General features: G+C 59.2%; 1 protein-coding gene and 1 pseudogene. Both read right to left on the bottom strand.

Features of this window, described 5'->3' with window-relative positions; genetic code table 11:
* A partial coding sequence (locus D6877_RS05065) for a disulfide bond formation protein B (protein ID WP_130910062.1) occupies positions 1-525 on the bottom strand: 525 nt, incomplete at its 3' end.
* Positions 526-741: 216 nt separating this feature from the next.
* Positions 742-1,118: pseudogene (locus D6877_RS05060) on the bottom strand (heme biosynthesis protein HemY); the annotation flags it as partial.

The raw sequence follows: 1,118 nt of genomic DNA, 5'->3' as shown, positions 1-1,118 counted from the left end.
CGCTTCGTCGCTGACCGGTCGTTGCAGAGCGCTCCAGATCAGACGCAACAACTGACAAACAGCAAGAATCGACACGCCGACAAAAAACAGCAGACTCCATTCAGGAATGCTCAAATCGAACAGCGTCCAAGAGATGTCCGCACAATCGGCGCCGCCGTTGAACATCCGTTGTAATGCGCAGATCCACGGCAAACCACTGAAGAGTGACTCCACGGTTGGCGAGCATCTGACCAGTTGCAGCATGGAGTCGCTCTGGATCAGGACCTGCCGCCACGCAGCGGTGGTTCCGCCCAGACTGGCGCCCAGCGCAAACAGCCAGTACCACCATAATCCGCCGCGCCGGGGGCCATGCACCGCCGCCACGCCGCAGCCAATGCACAGCAGGGTGAGGAACAACCGCTGCACCAGGCACAGACTGCAAGGCGTCAGGCCGACCGCGTATTCGAGGTAATAGGAAGCTCCCAGAGCAAAGGCCCCCGCAATGAAAGCCATGAAGAACAAGGAGCGTGAGCAGGCCAACGACATGGCTTTTCCGTAACAGTAGAGACAGACGGTTACGGTAGAGGAAAGCGTGTCAGCCTTTCAAGGCAAGGACCTGCCGACAGTTCACCACAGGTGTAGGGAAAACCCGACAGGCTCGATAGGAAATGGTGAAGCGCTCTGTAGGACTTTGTCTCTTGAGCGCAAAGAAGGGGAATTTTCGGTCATCGAAGTTCGCGAGGGAGCATCCTCCCCCGCCCTTCAGACCTTCGCCACAACCGGCAAAGGCGCCGCCAGCAAGCGTTCATCCAGCAGCCCGAGACCTTCCTGAAACAACTGGTTGCTGCGCTCGGTATCGCCAAGCTGAGCAAGCAGACGGGCCAGTTCCGCACAGGTCTCCGGATTGCGCTGCACACGCAGACTGCTTTCCAGATAGTCACGGGCCTTGCCCCACAGACTGGTTTGCAGACACAAACGGCCCAGGGTCAGCAACAGGCTCGCATCGGCCGGATGCTCCTTTAGCCAGCCTTCAGCAGTCTGCAGCTGACGCGCGGGATCGCTGCCACGAACCAGACCATACAGACGCGCCAGATGGCTGTCGTACTTGCGCTTGAGCGCTGTGCGCAGCACTTCTTCGG

The organism is Pseudomonas sp. Sample_9 (genome assembly GCF_004307535.1).
Lineage (GTDB): Bacteria > Pseudomonadota > Gammaproteobacteria > Pseudomonadales > Pseudomonadaceae > Aquipseudomonas > Aquipseudomonas mercuritolerans.
Note: the sequence above shows the minus strand (reverse complement) of the source record. Positions and strands in the feature narration are given on the sequence as shown.